At 42.4% G+C, this 14,646-nt stretch carries 16 protein-coding genes and 1 pseudogene; 5 read left to right on the top strand and 12 right to left on the bottom strand.

Going from position 1 to position 14,646, the window contains the following annotated elements:
• Nucleotides 1-3: 3 nt before the first annotated feature.
• From rpiB to pdxA, 9 genes are all read right to left on the bottom strand, one after another.
• On the bottom strand, nt 4-444 hold the full coding sequence (rpiB, locus tag R2Q85_RS08365; RefSeq protein ID WP_316811308.1) for a ribose 5-phosphate isomerase B: 441 nt from the start codon (nt 442-444) through the stop codon (nt 4-6).
• Between the two features lie 28 nt (nt 445-472).
• Complete coding sequence (gene tatC / locus R2Q85_RS08360) at nt 473-1,366, bottom strand: twin-arginine translocase subunit TatC (protein WP_316811307.1); 894 nt, start codon at nt 1,364-1,366, stop codon at nt 473-475.
• 95 nt (nt 1,367-1,461) lie between these two features.
• Nucleotides 1,462-2,802: an acetyl-CoA carboxylase biotin carboxylase subunit gene (gene accC / locus R2Q85_RS08355; protein WP_015809619.1), complete on the bottom strand. Its 1,341-nt coding sequence runs from the start codon at nt 2,800-2,802 to the stop codon at nt 1,462-1,464.
• Nucleotides 2,803-2,817: 15 nt separating this feature from the next.
• Nucleotides 2,818-3,291 (bottom strand): acetyl-CoA carboxylase biotin carboxyl carrier protein, encoded by a 474-nt coding sequence (accB, locus tag R2Q85_RS08350; protein WP_316811306.1) that lies wholly within the window; start codon nt 3,289-3,291, stop codon nt 2,818-2,820.
• A gap of 73 nt (nt 3,292-3,364) precedes the next feature.
• Complete coding sequence (locus tag R2Q85_RS08345) at nt 3,365-4,354, bottom strand: beta-ketoacyl-ACP synthase III (protein ID WP_316811305.1); 990 nt, start codon at nt 4,352-4,354, stop codon at nt 3,365-3,367.
• Nucleotides 4,355-4,364: 10 nt separating this feature from the next.
• Nucleotides 4,365-5,303, bottom strand: coding sequence for a phosphate acyltransferase PlsX (plsX, locus tag R2Q85_RS08340; RefSeq protein WP_316811304.1), 939 nt, complete (start codon nt 5,301-5,303; stop codon nt 4,365-4,367).
• 98 nt (nt 5,304-5,401) lie between these two features.
• Complete coding sequence (rpmF, locus tag R2Q85_RS08335) at nt 5,402-5,593, bottom strand: 50S ribosomal protein L32 (protein ID WP_084288924.1); 192 nt, start codon at nt 5,591-5,593, stop codon at nt 5,402-5,404.
• Between the two features lie 18 nt (nt 5,594-5,611).
• Nucleotides 5,612-6,148 (bottom strand): DUF177 domain-containing protein, encoded by a 537-nt coding sequence (locus tag R2Q85_RS08330; protein ID WP_316811303.1) that lies wholly within the window; start codon nt 6,146-6,148, stop codon nt 5,612-5,614.
• A 60-nt stretch (nt 6,149-6,208) separates the two neighbouring features.
• Nucleotides 6,209-7,288, bottom strand: coding sequence for a 4-hydroxythreonine-4-phosphate dehydrogenase PdxA (gene pdxA / locus R2Q85_RS08325; RefSeq protein ID WP_316811302.1), 1,080 nt, complete (start codon nt 7,286-7,288; stop codon nt 6,209-6,211).
• A gap of 99 nt (nt 7,289-7,387) precedes the next feature.
• Between pdxA and rsmA the strand changes: the two genes are divergently transcribed.
• The 4 genes from rsmA to R2Q85_RS08305 all read left to right on the top strand — a co-directional run bounded on the left by rsmA (nt 7,388) and on the right by R2Q85_RS08305 (nt 10,169).
• Entirely contained in the window at nt 7,388-8,170 is a 783-nt protein-coding gene (gene rsmA / locus R2Q85_RS08320; RefSeq protein ID WP_316811301.1) for a 16S rRNA (adenine(1518)-N(6)/adenine(1519)-N(6))-dimethyltransferase RsmA, read from the top strand.
• A gap of 31 nt (nt 8,171-8,201) precedes the next feature.
• Nucleotides 8,202-9,125, top strand: a complete 924-nt coding sequence (locus R2Q85_RS08315) for a 2-hydroxyacid dehydrogenase (protein ID WP_316811300.1) — start codon at nt 8,202-8,204, stop codon at nt 9,123-9,125.
• A gap of 156 nt (nt 9,126-9,281) precedes the next feature.
• Complete coding sequence (gene greA / locus R2Q85_RS08310) at nt 9,282-9,755, top strand: transcription elongation factor GreA (RefSeq protein WP_316811299.1); 474 nt, start codon at nt 9,282-9,284, stop codon at nt 9,753-9,755.
• Nucleotides 9,756-9,767: 12 nt separating this feature from the next.
• Nucleotides 9,768-10,169: an HIT family protein gene (locus R2Q85_RS08305; RefSeq protein ID WP_316811298.1), complete on the top strand. Its 402-nt coding sequence runs from the start codon at nt 9,768-9,770 to the stop codon at nt 10,167-10,169.
• Between the two features lie 26 nt (nt 10,170-10,195).
• On the opposite strand, the pseudogene R2Q85_RS08300 reads toward R2Q85_RS08305, so the two are convergent.
• From R2Q85_RS08300 to rsgA, 3 genes and pseudogenes are all read right to left on the bottom strand, one after another.
• A pseudogene (locus R2Q85_RS08300) lies at nt 10,196-10,520 on the bottom strand (nucleotide pyrophosphohydrolase).
• Between the two features lies 1 nt (nt 10,521).
• On the bottom strand, nt 10,522-10,974 hold the full coding sequence (gene dtd / locus R2Q85_RS08295; protein WP_316811297.1) for a D-aminoacyl-tRNA deacylase: 453 nt from the start codon (nt 10,972-10,974) through the stop codon (nt 10,522-10,524).
• A 2-nt stretch (nt 10,975-10,976) separates the two neighbouring features.
• Entirely contained in the window at nt 10,977-11,897 is a 921-nt protein-coding gene (gene rsgA, locus R2Q85_RS08290) for a ribosome small subunit-dependent GTPase A (protein ID WP_316811296.1), read from the bottom strand.
• Nucleotides 11,898-12,196: 299 nt separating this feature from the next.
• Between rsgA and thrA the strand changes: the two genes are divergently transcribed.
• Nucleotides 12,197-14,644 (top strand): bifunctional aspartate kinase/homoserine dehydrogenase I, encoded by a 2,448-nt coding sequence (gene thrA, locus R2Q85_RS08285; protein WP_316811295.1) that lies wholly within the window; start codon nt 12,197-12,199, stop codon nt 14,642-14,644.
• The last annotated feature ends 2 nt before the right edge of the window (nt 14,645-14,646 follow it).

Below are 14,646 nucleotides of genomic sequence, written 5' to 3'. Positions count from 1 at the left end.
AATTTAGCAGGACATTTTATTCACCCGTCCGGCATGTCTTCCACCTTCAAAAGCCGTGTTGAGAAAAGTGCTGACCATCTCTTTAGCCAGGTCTTCAGAAACAAACCTCGCCGGGATACAGATAATGTTGGCATTGTTGTGCATTCTGGCCAGTTCCGCAATTTCCTTTTGCCAGCAAATTGCTGCCCGGATCTGCTGGTGTTTATTGGCTGTTATAGCCACTCCGTTGGCACTGCCGCAAACCAATACACCAAAGGTATAGGCTTCACTTTCTACTGCTTCAGCAACAGGATGTGCAAAATCCGGATAATCAACAGAATCTGCAGTGTAGGTGCCAAAATCTTTCACTTCGTGACCACTCAGAAACGATTTCAGGAGTTCTTTGTATTCAAAACCGGCGTGATCTGCGCCTATTGCAATTTTAAATTTTTTATCAGTTGACATTTTTAAGGTTATTTGGATTAAAGGCTTATTACGATTTAGTTACTTTGGCTACCCCATAAAGTTCCTTATTTCTCTTGCGTTCAATATTGGCAGAAATAAAGATACTCAATTCATACAGTATAAATAGGGGGAAAGCTACTACCATCATGGTCATTACATCAGCAGTTGGCGTAACCACGGCCGCAACAATCAGGATCACAACAGCAGCATACCTCCTGGTCGAACGCATGAAAGCAGGCGTCATGATGCCAAATTTGGACAAGATGTAGATCACTACAGGTAGCTGGAAGATGATCCCAGAACCAATGGTCAAGGTGGCTACTGAAGAAAGATAGGAGGTGATGGTAAAAGTATTCTGGATATCCGGACTTACCGTAAAATTGGTCAGAAAGTTAACCGATAAGGGGCACACGATATAATAACCAAAAAGGATACCGATGAAAAAAAGTGTGGAGGCAAATAGCACAAAGTTACTGGCAGACTTGCGTTCATTGGCGTGTAGCGCTGGCTTAATAAAGAGCCAGAGTTCAAATAATATATAAGGTATTCCCAGTATGATACCCACCATTACACAGGCATTGATCTGTAAGGTAAATTGTCCCGCCATTTCCGTGTTGATGATCTTGGCATCAATGTGGGTAATGCAAAAGTCAGAACCAATCATACTTGGCCATGCTGCTGCCATTTTACACATCATTCTATATGTCCAGAAATCAGGGTTTTTAGGCCCCATGATCAGCTCATTGAATATGAAGTCAGAAAACCAGAATGCACCAACAGTAAACAGCACAACAACCAGTAAGGAGCGCAGCAAATGTTTTCTTAGTACATCTATATGGTCAAAAAAAGACATTTCTGCCTCTAAAGTTTTTCCTTTTTCTTTTATGGCCCCAATCAGGCTACGTTTCTTATTATCACTCATGTACGTTATTTGTAAAACAAAAATACCATTCTTTTATTTAGAATGGTATTTACGTTTAAAATCTAGTAAGCAGTTTTTAACAGTATACATTATCTTTATTCAGAAAACTCAAAAGTTTCCATAAACTTAGTTGTAAAATTACCAGCTCTAAAGTTAGGATCTTTCATCAATTTTAGATGAAAAGGTATCGTAGTTTTTACACCTTCGATCACAAATTCACTTAAAGCCCGCTCCATAGTACTGATCGCTTCTTCGCGGGTTTGTGCAACGCAGATCAGCTTGGCAATCATAGAGTCGTAGTTTGAAGGAATCTGATACCCCGCATAAACGTGGGTATCAACTCTTACTCCATGCCCGCCCGGAGAGTGGAAATTTGTTATTTTACCCGGAGAGGGCCTGAAGTTATTAAATGGATCTTCCGCATTTATCCGGCATTCAATAGCATGCATATCAGGTAAATAATTCTTTCCCGAAATCGGAACACCTGAGGCAACTTTGATCTGTTCTTTAATTAAATCGTAATTGATCACCTCTTCTGTTACCGGATGTTCTACCTGGATACGGGTATTCATTTCCATAAAATAGAAATTGCGGTGTTTATCTACCAGGAATTCAATGGTGCCCGCACCTTCATACTGAACAGCAATAGCTCCTTTAATAGCCGCTTCACCCATTCTTTCCCGCAATTCAGGTGTCATGAAAGGTGATGGGGCCTCTTCCACCAGTTTCTGGTGCCTGCGCTGTATAGAGCAGTCACGCTCCGATAAATGACAGGCCTTGCCATACTGATCTCCGATGATCTGGATTTCGATGTGGCGCGGATCTTCAATATATTTTTCCAGATAAAGTCCGTCATTCCCAAAAGCTGCACCCGACTCCTGTCTGGCACTGTCCCATGCATTTTCAAAATCTTCATCTTTCCAAACTACGCGCATTCCACGTCCACCACCACCGGCAGTAGCCTTCAGGATTACCGGGTAGCCGATCTCGTTGGCCGTTACAATACCTTCTTTGATGTTTTCCACCAAACCTTCAGAACCAGGAATAGTAGGTACCCCTGCTTTTTTCATGGTTTCTTTGGCCGATGCTTTATCGCCCATAGAATTGATCTGTTCTGGTGTTGCCCCGATGAACTTAATTCCATAATCACGGCAAACAGAAGAAAATTTCGCGTTTTCAGATAAGAATCCGTATCCCGGGTGTATGGCATCCGCATTGGTCAGCTCAGCTGCAGAAATGATATTTGGAATGCTCAGGTAAGAATCTTTACTTGGTGGGGGGCCAATACAAACAGCTTCATCAGCAAAACGTACGTGTAAACTCTCTCTGTCGGCAGTAGAGTAAACCGCTACGGTTTTGATGCCCATTTCTTTACAGGTCCGAATAATGCGTAAAGCAATTTCGCCCCTATTGGCAATTAGTATCTTTTTAAACATATTTATCTATTCCGATTAAACCGGCTCTACTAAAAATAAAGGTTGATCATACTCTACAGGTGAGGCATTGTCAACAAGAACTTTTACAATTTTTCCTGACACTTCACTTTCTATCTCATTGAAAAGTTTCATCGCCTCAATGATACAGATCACTTTGCCAGCAGTAATTTCATCTCCAACATTTGCAAACGAAGGCTTGTCCGGACTCGCAGAGCGATAGAAGGTACCAATCATTGGCGATTTGATGGTGATGTATCTTGAAGTATCTTCAACAGGTGCAGATTTGGTTTCGGTAGGGGCAACCGGCTGTGGTGCAGCAGCAGTTGATGCAACGGCAGGCGCAATCTGGGCAGGAACAGTTGCCTGAACATAAGTAGGTGCCTGATTGGTTTTGATAGTGATTTTGAAGTTTTCCTGCTCAATAGCTACTTCATTTACGCCCGAACGAGAAACAAATTTAATAAGTTCCTGAATTTGTTTAATATCCATTTTTTAGGTGTTATTTAGAAAAAAATAGTACGTCTTAAGAACTATCTAAGTTAAGATTATTTATTTTATAAAATTAATAGGCCCATTTTAAATAAACAGAACCCCAGGTAAAGCCCCCTCCAAATGCGGCCAATATCAAATTGTCGCCTTTTTTCAACTGATTTTCCCATTCCCACAAACATAACGGAATTGTACCGTTAGTGGTATTGCCGTAGCGTTGTATGTTGATCATTACCTTTTCCGAACCTACACCCATTCTGTTTGCGGTGGCATCAATGATCCGCTTGTTTGCCTGGTGCGGAACCAGCCAGGTGACATCATCAGAGGTAAGGTTATTGCGTTCCATGATCTCGGCAGCAACATCGGCCATATTGGTTACCGCAAATTTAAATACAGCCTGGCCTTCCTGGTAAACCACATGTTCATTGTTGTCTATGGTTTCATGTGTAGCAGGTCTGGCAGATCCGCCAGCCTTCTGGTGTAAAAACTGTTTTCCGGCCCCGTCAGATCTCAATACAGAATCCATGATACCAAACCCTTCTTCGTTGGGCTCCAGCAAAACGGCTCCACAGCCATCACCAAAAATAATGCAGGTGGTGCGGTCCTGGTAGTTAATGATAGATGACATTTTATCGCCGCCCACTACCAGTACTTTTTTATGTTTTCCCGATTCAATGAACTGGGAAGCAGTTGACAGGCCAAAAATAAAGCCCGAACAAGCGGCCTGAAGGTCGTATCCCCATGCATTTTTGGCGCCGATTTTGTCGGCCAGTATGTTTGCCGATGCTGGAAAAGGCATGTCTGGAGTAGTGGTGCAAAAAATGATCAGTTCAATTTCTTCTGCGCTGATCCCGCGTTTTTTTAGTAATCCATTCACCGCATGAACTGCCATGTCTGAGGTGCCTAATCCTTCGCCTTTCAATATTCTTCGCTCTTTGATACCTGTTCTGGATGTGATCCATTCATCCGTAGTGTCTACAATTGATTCCAGCTCTTTATTGGTCAGGATATAGTCTGGCACATAACCATGAACAGCTGTAATCGCAGCGTGAATTTTATTCATTTTTTTAAAATTATTTAAATGCGGCTTGTATTTTTCCAACCAAGCCAGTTGTAATCATATCTCTGGATTGCAGGATCATGTTTTTTACAGCCAAAGGACTTGAAATGCCATGGCCAATTACTACCGGGGCATTTACGCCCAGAACAGGGCTTCCACCATAGTTCTCATAATTAAAACGGTCAAAGAACTCATCCTTTAAGCCTCTTTTTAAAGTCAGTACGTAAAATGATTCTGCAAGTTTAAGCATTACGTTTCCTGTAAATCCATCACAAACAATCACATCGGCTTTATCGTTAAACAAATCCCTGCCTTCCACATTACCAACAAAATTGAACAGCTGCGTATCCCTCATTAAAGGGAAGGTAGCCAGACTCAGCATATTGCCTTTTTCGTCCTCTTCTCCAATATTCATTAAAGCTACTTTTGGGGTGTTGATGCCCATTACATTCTCTGCATACAGACTGCCCAATACACCAAACTGGAGTAAGGTATCCGGTTTACAATCGGCATTTGCGCCAACGTCAACCATTAAACCAACACCACCGCTTAATTTAGGCAGAAAAGTAGAGAGGCAGGGCCTGATGATGCCAGGGATAGTTCTTACACTGAATACAGCGCCAACAAGCATGGCGCCAGAGTTGCCTGCACTTGCAAAAGAATCCAGTTTACCTTCTTTAAGTAAATTGAACCCAATAGAAATACTGGAATTAGGCTTTTGAACAATAGCCTTAGTGGGATGTTCGCCCATACCAATTACTTCTTCGGTATGAACATATTCAAAGTGATCCGGATTGAATCCGTTTTCGGATAGGATGGGCTTAATCTGCTGGGTATCCCCAATAAGCACCAAATGCTCTTTCGGGGATAACAATGGATGAGCTGCTATTGCTCCTAAAACATTTGCTTTAGGAGCATAGTCTCCGCCCATTATATCGAGACCTATTTTCATAGTAAAATCAGTTTGTGTACCAGGCAAAATTGCCGCGCTTCTAAGGCCTCTAAGTTAAACTATAGGACACTTAAAACACAAACTATTTTTCAAGAAAATTAACCTATTGAGGTGTTTTCAATAACCAATTTACCGTTGTAGTATAAGTTACCATCAACGTTATAAGCGCGGTGAGGGATGTGTATCGCACCTGTTGTCTGACAAGTAGCTAAAGAAGGAGCTTCTGCTTTATAGTGAGTTCTTCTCTTATCTCTTCTGCTCTTAGAGATCTTGCGTTTTGGATGTGCCATTGTTGATTTATTTAATTATTATTTTAATTTCTTTAATGCCGCCCACCTTGGATCGTCATTTTGTTGTTCTTCTTCTTCCTGTTTTGAGCCAACTGCCAGGCTTTCCAGCCTCGTAATCATCTCCTGATCGCATTTTACACCAGTACCATTCTCTTCACATATCTTTATATAAGGAACAGCTACCGTGATAAACTCGTAAACCAGGTCAGCGATACTGATTTCGCTCTCTTTCTTACTCAGTACAATGATCTCCAGATCATCGCTTTCCAGTTCATCTTCAGCAAACTTTACAATCTGCCTTTCCTGTATACTTATCGGTGCCTCAAACTCAGCTAAACATTTGTCGCAGTCTAATACTATTGTTCCGTTAATGTGGAAATGCAGTATCAGCATCGTTTCCTGTTTGTCTAGCTCCACCTCTGCTTTTAAGTTTCCTTTTTTTACCAAAGAATACTCAAATGCATCAAAAAAGCTGTTATCAATCTCAAAATCAAACTGATGTTTGCCAATTTTTAAGCCTGTAAAGGGGATTGAAAATTGTTTTAATGGTTTCAATTGTAACAAAATTTTAGCCCGCAAATGTAGGGATTATTTTTATTCAGTGCAAATTCTTTTTTAATTCGCGTCGTCCTTCATATCGGCAGCAGTTTCAATAATTTTACCGCCGCTTCTTAGCTGGCTGCCCAATAGGGCTTCCTGCTCCCTTCTGTTCTTCACAATATGTGTAGCAGCAAAAACCGCTTCAATAAAAGAAGACGGATCTGCCAGGTCTTTGCCCGCAATATCATAGCCCGTACCATGATCCGGAGAGGTGCGCACAATTTTTAATCCGGCAGAGAAATTCACACCGGTACCAAAAGCAATGGTTTTGAAAGGAATTAAACCCTGGTCGTGGTACATGGCCAATACCGCATCAAATTGTTTATGGCTACCATTTCCAAAAAAGCCATCAGCAGGATAGGGGCCAAAACAGATTATGCCTTTATCAAAAGCTTCCTGGATGGCAGGTATAATTACGTTTTCTTCCTCCTTGCCCAATAAGCCATTGTCACCAGCATGAGGGTTTAGGCCGAGTACTGCAATTTTTGGTTTTTCAATCCAGAAATCCTTTTTTAAGCTCTCGTTCATCAGCAACAGTTTTTTCACAATTTTTTCTTTGCTGATGTTTTGCGCGATGTCCTTTACAGGGATGTGTCCGGTTACTACACCTACACGGATATCTTCACTGATCATGAACATCAACACCTCATTACTGCCGCTTTGCTCCTGCAGGTATTCGGTGTGTCCCGGGAACTTAAAAGTATCCGACTGTATATTATGTTTATTGATCGGGGCTGTAACAAGGGCATCAATTTCTCCCTTTATCAAGGCCTCTGTAGCTTTTTGAAGCGATAGCAAAGCATATTTTCCACCTGTTTCATTGGAAACACCCAGTTCAATCTTTACATCCTCTTCCCAGCAATTGATCAGGTTGGGCTTTTTAGGGTTGGCCGAAGCCGGTTCATTGATTACATTAAACGCAAAATCTGTCAATCCCAAAGCCTTTCTATGATAAGAAGCAACCTTCGTATGTCCATAAACGATTAACGTACAGTAATCAAGTATGCTGTTGTGCGATAAGGTTTTCAAAATTACTTCTAATCCGATCCCGTTTACATCGCCTATGCTTATCCCAATTTTAATTTTATTGCTCATGCCTGAATAGAAATTTGGGGCAAATTACAGATTTTCACCTTAATGTTAGTCCGATACTCATAAAACTTTAATAATTTGCGAGCTTTAAGGGAGAAATATATGAGTTTGGTTAGGGCAAAAAAACATTTGGGACAACATTTTTTAACCGACAAGAACATTGCCGCTAAGATCGTAAACGGCCTTGTTCATACGGATAAATACAAGCAGGTGCTTGAAGTTGGACCCGGAATGGGCATTCTTTCTGATCTGCTGCTGGAACGAAAAGACATTGAAACCTATTTGATAGATATTGATGTAGAGTCTTACCATTTTTTACAACAAAAATATCCCCAACTGGGTAGCCGGTTGATCAACGGAGATTTTCTTGCCCTCAATCTGTCTGAGATATTTGAAGATAAATATGCCATCATTGGCAATTTTCCATACAATATCTCCTCTCAGATCCTGTTTAAGATCCTCGAAAACCGGGCAAATGTAGTCGAAATGGTAGGGATGTTCCAGAAAGAAGTAGCAGAGCGGTGCGCTTCCAGAGAGGGAACCAAAGACTACGGGATATTAAGCGTACTGATCCAGGCCTATTATGATATCGAATACCTGTTTACCGTTAAGCCTGGTACCTTTAATCCGCCGCCAAAAGTAAATTCAGGTGTAATCAGACTAAGCCGGAACAAGGTGGAGACACTTCCCTGTGATGAAAAATTATTCTGGCGCACCGTTAAGGCCGGATTTAATCAGCGTAGAAAAACATTGCGTAATGCACTTTCCGGTGTGGTCCCCAAAGATAAAATGGACAGCCATCCATTTTTTGATAAACGGGCAGAACAGCTTAGCGTAGCCGATTTTATCGAGCTGACCGGGCATCTGACCCTGCTGTCCAAATAGTATACATCCATGATGAAGATAAATTAAACAGATGAAAGGAAAGATCTTAATAGTTGATGAACTGCATCCAGTATTTAAAGAAAGTGCTGCAGCCCTGGGATATGAAGTGCATGACCGCCCCTTAATTACCAGGGCAGAAACCCTTGCTGTAATCGCAGGTTACGAAGGCATTGCCGTTCGTACCAAATTTTTAATTGATAAAGAACTGATGGAGGCTGCTCCAAACCTTAAATTTATTGCCAGGGCAGGGGCCGGGCTCGACAATATTGACGAAGCCTTTGCCAAAGAAAAAGGGATTGCATTGCTGAATGCACCCGAAGGCAATATGGATGCGGTAGGAGAACATGCCATTGGTATGCTGCTGGCCCTCATGAATAATTTCCGGAATGCAGACCTGGAGGTGCGCAATGGTATATGGGACAGGGAAGGTAACCGTGGATACGAACTGAAGGGTAAAACTGTCGGCATTATCGGCTATGGATTTATGGGCAGGAGTTTTGCTCAAAAGCTATCCGGCTTTGGTGTACAGGTGATTGCCTACGATAAATATAAAACAGGTTTTAGTGATGACTATGCCAGGGAGGTCAGTATGGAGGAAATTGTGAAACAAAGTGATGTGCTGAGTTTACACATTCCGTTAACTGCCGAAACCAGGCAAATGGTGAATGAAGAATACCTGTTCCATTTCCGTAAACCCATATTTTTCATCAATACCGCAAGGGGAGAAGTAGTAAACACCCAGGCCCTTTTAACCGCAATCGAACAGGGTAAAATACTGGGTGCCGGGCTTGATGTTTTGCAGGTAGAAAAGTTCCCTGCACTAGGTACTCAGGAATGGTATACTGCGCTTAAATCATCCGGCAGGGTGCTCCTAAGTCCTCATGTTGGCGGATGGACATTCGATTCTTACCGGAAGATTTCAGAAGTGCTTGCCGGCAAACTAGGCAAGCTATAAAACAGGCTATTGTAAAGGAAAGTTAAAATTAGCGAAATAATTTGTTTTTGTGCTAACACCCCATTATCTTCGTTTTAATTGAAGCAAGACTATGTAGGCTTAAAAGCCGATGTAGTCTTGTTTGTTTTTTAGAGGATTTACAACAAATAACGAGCTATGACAGAGGTAACATATTATACCCAAGATGGTTTAGATAAACTGAAAGAAGAATTGCAGTATTTAAAAACTACTGGAAGACAGTTAATTTCGAAGGCGATAGCTGAGGCGAGAGATAAAGGCGACCTTTCTGAGAATGCAGAGTACGATGCAGCAAAGGAAGCGCAGGGTTTACACGAGGCAAAAATCTCCAAAATGGAAAACACCCTTTCTACTGCCAGGTTGATTGACGAATCTAAATTGGATACATCGAAGGTGCTTGCACTTTCCATTGTCAAAATAAAAAATGTGAAAAACGGCGCTACGATGTCTTACCAGCTGGTTGCCGAATCTGAAGCCGATCTTAAAACCGGAAAGATCTCCGTAAAATCTCCTATTGCAAAGGGATTGCTTGGTAAATCTGTCGGCGATACTACAGAAATTGAAGTGCCGGCGGGGAAAATGGAGTTTGAAATTTTAGAGATCAGCAGATAAAAAATCAGCATTATGGCTAGTATCTTTTCAAAAATAGTTAGCGGTGAAATACCGGCCCACGTGGTTGCGGAAACTACGGAATTCCTGGCCTTTCTGGATGTGAGCCCCCTGGTCATGGGGCATGTGCTGGTGATCCCAAAAAAGGAGATCGATTACATCTTTGATATGGATGAAGAAAGCTATTTCGGATTAACCCTGTTCGCTAAAATTGTAGCTACAGGCTTAAAAGAAGCTTTTCCCTGTAAAAAAGTAGGTGTAGCTGTGATCGGATTAGAAGTACCGCATGTACACATCCACCTTATTCCTATGAATAATGTGAGCGACATGAATTTTAGTAAGCCTAAATTGCAGCCAACCCAGGAAGAGCTTGCGGAGGCTGCGGCAAAAATTAAGGCAGCACTTTCTAAAGATTAATGTGGAAAACAGGATGCAGAACCTTTCTATTGTAACTTCCCGTTATTTTTATGTCGTTCTGCATCCCTGATATTTTTTTTAACCAGGTTCTTCTCCATTGCGGCAGTCAGATATACCCGTCTGATTCGCCAGACAGATCAATACAAATAACACATCGGCCATTTCGTCTCCCAGGTCAACGGCTTCATCACTTTTCTTAAATGACTGTTCCCCATATTTGCGCGACATGATCCGGGCAACTTCACCAACCTCTTCCATCAGAATGGCTGTATTGGTCAGTTCATTAAAATAACGGATACCTGTTGTTTTGATCCACTGGTCTACTGTTTCCTGTGCTTCTGCTATGGTCATATTATTCTTTGTTTTTTGTATCAATAACAATCGTAACCGGCCCGTCGTTTACCAGACTGATCTTCATATCGGCGCCAAATATCCCGGCTTGTATAGATTTGTTTAGTAATGAGGAGAGCCTGCCGATCATCGCCTCATAAAGTGGAACGGCTTTTTCTGGTCTGGCAGCCCGGGTAAATCCAGGCCGGTTCCCTTTTTTTGTAGCCGCAAATAAAGTAAACTGACTGATCAGCAGGATATTCCCATCAACATCTGCCAGTGCTTTGTTCATCAGCCCGTTTTCATCTCCAAATATACGCATGGCAGCAATCTTTTGTGCCATCCATTCCAGGTCATCAGCGGTATCTGCATCTTCAATACCCAGCAATACCAAAAAACCCAGCTCAATGCTGCCGGTAACTATGCCGTCTACCTTACAATTGGCCTCGGTAACCCTTTGTATAACTGCCCGCATGCTTAAGCCCTTGTTTCATTACCATGATAGATACTCAGGTAACTTTCGTATCTGCTCAACTCTATTTCCCCGCTTTCTACTGCTTTAATTACAGCGCAACCAGGTTCATTCACATGCCGGCAATTGTTAAACCTGCATTGGTTCATCAAATCCCTCATTTCCCTGAAGTAATGCCCCAGTTCCTCGGGTCTGATATCAAATATACCCAGTTCACGTATGCCCGGGGTGTCAATCAGGTATCCGCCAAAAGGCAAAGTGTGCATTTCAGCAAAAGTGGTGGTATGTTGCCCTTTATCACTGGATTCGGAAATTTCACCGGTTTTAATGCTGTGGCCAGGCAGCAAAGCATTGATCAGGCTTGATTTCCCTACACCAGAATGTCCTGAAAACAAGGTGGTCTTATCTTTTAACAAAGCTTCAATCAAAGGGATATTAGTGCCTTTAAGTGCAGAAACAGCATAGCAGGGGTAGCCAATGTTTTCGTAAATGTGCTGATATGCTGCCAGTATTTCTAATCCTTCTTCATGAAAAAGATCAAGCTTGTTAAATATCAGTGTAGCGGTGATGTCATAGGCTTCAGCAGTGGCCAGAAAACGGTCTATAAAGCCCAGTGAGGTACGTGGCGAAGCCAGCGTGACCACCAGAAAAGCCTGGTCCATATTGGCTGCAATGATCTGTGCCTGTTTGGATAAATTGATCGATTTCCGGATGATGTAATTCCGCCTGTCGTAGAGCTTATGAATAATGCCATTGTCTGAATTGGGCTCCAGTTCAAATTCCACCCGGTCGCCCACGGCAATGGGATTGGTGGTTTGAATTCCCTGTATCCTGAACTTGCCCTTTATACGACAATCATAGTCCAGGCCATTTTCTGCATGCACCTGATACCAGCTTCCCGTCGATTTTATTACTAATCCTTGCATATAAGGCTATAAAGATAATAAATTGTAACATATATGTTCCTTTTGATGAATTCCTACTAACCCGATCAACTGAATAATTTATTTTCACATTCATTTGCGAATTAAAAAAATATGCCTTTACTTTACGCCTCGTTAGTGTAAATATTACAATGTATAGCAATTTGACCACAACCAATATTACCACAACCACCGGCATCGAACGGAGGAAGGTAAGCTAGTGGGCTGAAATAGAAAATATAAAAACCACAAAAAGCGCCTTCCTTTAATCCGGGAAGGCGCTTTTTTTTTAACCAACAACTATGAATATTTTAAAATTTGGAGGTACATCTGTCGGTTCTGCGCAAAGCATAAATGCATTGATGGATATCCTGAAGAAAGGGGAAGACGCTGAAAACCCTGTAGTCATTTTATCTGCTATGGGTGGCGTAACCAATACCTTACTGGATATGGCAGAAAATGCCAGAAACGGACAGGATTATGCCGAAACCTTAAAAAAGGTAGAAGACAAGCATTTCGAGGTGATCCGTACATTATTGCCTGCCAGCGCGCAAAATCCTGTACTTACCAAACTAAAGATCTATTTAAATGAACTGGAGGATATTCTGCAGTCGGTTTATAACCTGCGTGAACTGAGTTTACAAACCAAAGACCTGATTTTAAGTTATGGTGAACGCTGCTCCACCATGATGGTGAGCCATATCGCCAGGCAACATTTTGCAAATGCCCTGTTTGTTGACGGATCAGAACTCATCAAAACAGACCATAACTTTGGACAGGCAAAGGTAAACACCCAGTTAACAGAAACGCTCATCAGGGATTTTTATGAGGGCAACAAGGATAAACTCCTGTTTGTTACCGGTTTTATTTCCAGTAATGATGACGGGCGTATCACCACTTTGGGCCGGGGAGGAAGCGATTATACCGCTGCCATCTGGGGTTCCGCTTTAGGTGCCGATGAAATCGAGATCTGGACAGATGTAGATGGGATGTTGACTGCTGATCCGCGCATCGTTAAAAAAGCTTTTTCTTTACCAGAACTGAGCTATACTGAAGCTATGGAGCTTTCTTATTTTGGAGCGAAAGTGATCTATCCGCCAACGATGATCCCTGCCTTCCTAAAGAAAATACCTATTGTCATTAAAAACACCTTTAATGTTGATTTTCCGGGCACTTATATCAGACACAATGTTCAGGCATCAAGCCTGCCCATAAAAGGAATTTCCTCCATTGATGAGATCAGCATCCTCAACCTTTCCGGTAGTGGTATGGTTGGAAAAGCCGGATTTAGCGGAAGGCTTTTCTCTCTTTTATCCAGGGAACAAGTCAACGTAGTGCTCATCACACAGTCTTCGTCAGAGCACAGTATTACCTTTGCGGTTAAGCCGGCTGATGCATTAAAAGCTTTATCGCTGATCAACAAAGAATTCGAACTGGAATTGCAGGCGAGGAAACTGGAATATCCTGAAGTAGAGAACGGATTGTCGGTTCTGGCCATTGTTGGTGAAAACATGAAGCGTACACCGGGCATCTCGGGCAGGTTGTTCAGTGCCCTGGGCAGAAATGGTGTAAACATACGCGCCATTGCACAGGGATCCTCGGAATACAACATTTCGGTGATCCTGTCGCGTACAGATCTTTCCAAAGCGGTGAATGCCGTTCACGATGCCTTTTACGCAGATCTGAAAAAAACACTGAATGTATTTTGTCTGGGTACCGGAAATATTGGTAAAACCTTGTTCCAGCAGTTGCAGCACCAAATGCCTTTCCTGGCTAATAACAACGACCTGCAGGTAAAGGTAATGGGTGTGAGCAATACCCGTAAAATGTACCTGGATGCAGAAGGAGTTGACCTGAACAACTGGGAAAATACCCTGGATGAAAAAGGGGAAAAAGCCGACCTGAGCGAATTCATCAAAAAGATGAAAGCCATGAACCTGGCCAACTGCGTGTTTGTAGACAATACGGCAAGTCATAATCCCATCCAGCATTACCTGGATGTGCTGCAATCCAGTATCTCTGTGGTTACCTGCAATAAATTAGGTAATTCTGCCGAATACGACCAGTATGTGGCTTTTAAAGAGGCCGCAAGAAAACATGGTGTTGAATTTTATTATGAAACCAATGTAGGGGCCGGTCTGCCGATCATCCGTACTTTAAAAGACCTGATGCTGAGCGGCGACAGGATCAACCGGATAGAAGCTATTTTGTCAGGTACCATTTCCTATATCTTTAATAATTTTAAAGGTGACAGGCTATTTAACGAAGTGGTAAAAGAAGCACAGGACCTGGGTTATACAGAGCCAGATCCCCGGGACGACCTGAACGGTAAAGATTTTATGCGCAAAATGCTGATCCTTGCCCGCGATGCCGGCTATGCCCTCGAAGAAAAAGACGTGGCTATCGAAAGTATGCTGCCTGCTGCTTGTCTGGCCGCCAGTAGTGTACCCGCATTTTACCAGGAACTGGAAAACAATGCCGCGCATTTTGAAAACCTTAAAAATGAGGCAGCCAGGCAGAAAAAAGTATTGAGATATATTGGTAAGCTGGAAGATGGAAAAGTAAGCATTACCCTGCAAATGGTGGATGATTCACATCCTTTCTATATGCTTTCGGGCAGCGATAACATCATTTCATTTACCACTGATCGTTACAGAGAACGCCCGCTGGTGGTTAAAGGGCCTGGTGCCGGTGCGGAAGTAACTGCTGCAGGGGTTTTTGCAGACATCATTAATGTGGGTAAAAGATAATT

It is taken from the genome of Pedobacter heparinus (assembly GCF_032678725.1).
In the GTDB taxonomy this organism is placed as follows: Bacteria; Bacteroidota; Bacteroidia; order Sphingobacteriales; family Sphingobacteriaceae; genus Pedobacter; species Pedobacter heparinus_A.
The sequence above is the reverse complement of the archived record's forward strand: the minus strand, read 5'-3'. Positions and strand labels throughout refer to the sequence as shown.

Excerpts from the sequence above, each read along its gene's own strand:
- rpiB (WP_316811308.1), bottom strand. The coding sequence starts at position 444 with ATGTCAACTGATAAAAAATTTAAAATTGCAATAGGCGCAGATCACGCC.
- tatC (WP_316811307.1), bottom strand. The coding sequence starts at position 1,366 with ATGAGTGATAATAAGAAACGTAGCCTGATTGGGGCCATAAAAGAAAAA.
- accC (WP_015809619.1), bottom strand. The coding sequence starts at position 2,802 with ATGTTTAAAAAGATACTAATTGCCAATAGGGGCGAAATTGCTTTACGC.
- accB (WP_316811306.1), bottom strand. The coding sequence starts at position 3,291 with ATGGATATTAAACAAATTCAGGAACTTATTAAATTTGTTTCTCGTTCG.
- R2Q85_RS08345 (WP_316811305.1), bottom strand. The coding sequence starts at position 4,354 with ATGAATAAAATTCACGCTGCGATTACAGCTGTTCATGGTTATGTGCCA.
- plsX (WP_316811304.1), bottom strand. The coding sequence starts at position 5,303 with ATGAAAATAGGTCTCGATATAATGGGCGGAGACTATGCTCCTAAAGCA.
- rpmF (WP_084288924.1), bottom strand. The coding sequence starts at position 5,593 with ATGGCACATCCAAAACGCAAGATCTCTAAGAGCAGAAGAGATAAGAGA.
- pdxA (WP_316811302.1), bottom strand. The coding sequence starts at position 7,288 with ATGAGCAATAAAATTAAAATTGGGATAAGCATAGGCGATGTAAACGGG.
- rsmA (WP_316811301.1), top strand. The coding sequence starts at position 7,388 with ATGAGTTTGGTTAGGGCAAAAAAACATTTGGGACAACATTTTTTAACC.
- R2Q85_RS08315 (WP_316811300.1), top strand. The coding sequence starts at position 8,202 with ATGAAAGGAAAGATCTTAATAGTTGATGAACTGCATCCAGTATTTAAA.
- greA (WP_316811299.1), top strand. The coding sequence starts at position 9,282 with ATGACAGAGGTAACATATTATACCCAAGATGGTTTAGATAAACTGAAA.
- R2Q85_RS08305 (WP_316811298.1), top strand. The coding sequence starts at position 9,768 with ATGGCTAGTATCTTTTCAAAAATAGTTAGCGGTGAAATACCGGCCCAC.
- dtd (WP_316811297.1), bottom strand. The coding sequence starts at position 10,974 with ATGCGGGCAGTTATACAAAGGGTTACCGAGGCCAATTGTAAGGTAGAC.
- rsgA (WP_316811296.1), bottom strand. The coding sequence starts at position 11,897 with ATGCAAGGATTAGTAATAAAATCGACGGGAAGCTGGTATCAGGTGCAT.
- thrA (WP_316811295.1), top strand. The coding sequence starts at position 12,197 with ATGAATATTTTAAAATTTGGAGGTACATCTGTCGGTTCTGCGCAAAGC.